The 549-nt window shown below is 55.9% G+C and carries 1 protein-coding gene; it reads right to left on the reverse strand.

Going from position 1 to position 549, the window contains the following annotated elements:
• Nucleotides 1–115: 115 nt before the first annotated feature.
• On the reverse strand, nucleotides 116–549 hold a 434-nt coding region (locus NE664_13000), incomplete at its 5' end, for a DNA primase (GenBank protein MCQ4727550.1).

Consider the following 549-nt stretch of genomic DNA (forward strand, 5'->3'; position numbering starts at 1 on the left):
GTTGTATGCGATAGCCCCGGAAAGCAGCGGGTCACGCTGGAATACGGTCAGGCAGTTCCGTATGCTCTGACGGACACCGCCTTTCTCGGTAGTTTCCAGCCCCGCCTTGATTTCCTCAATGTTCTGGGGCGGCTGCATGGCGTTCATGGTGTTTTTTAGTTCTTGCTGCGTCTGCGGCGGCAAGCTCTGCCATTCGCTGTTCAAGCTGTATCACATCCTTTCCATGTTCCGTAATCAGTGAAGCGATTTCCTCCGTATCCCCAAACAGCAGCACATCCAGCAGATATTCCACATGGGCTTGCTTCTGCAAGGCTTCCACGAACCGGGGATGAAACGCTTCCTCCGGGGAGTGCGGGGCATAGTCGGTTTTCCATACCCGTAAGAGGTGTAGATAATCGGCAAGGACACGGAAGCAATGTGCCTTTGCTTCCCGGAACTGTTCTTCCGGGGATTTCTGCCGGGGCTTGGGCTTCCTTGCCCTGCCCGGTGGCTTCCAGTCCTCATAGGCAAGCCCGAAGTCACTCGCCAACTGTGCGGCGGCTTCCTTTT

The organism is Anaerotignum faecicola, from assembly GCA_024460105.1.
In the GTDB taxonomy this organism is placed as follows: domain Bacteria; phylum Bacillota; class Clostridia; order Lachnospirales; family Anaerotignaceae; genus JANFXS01.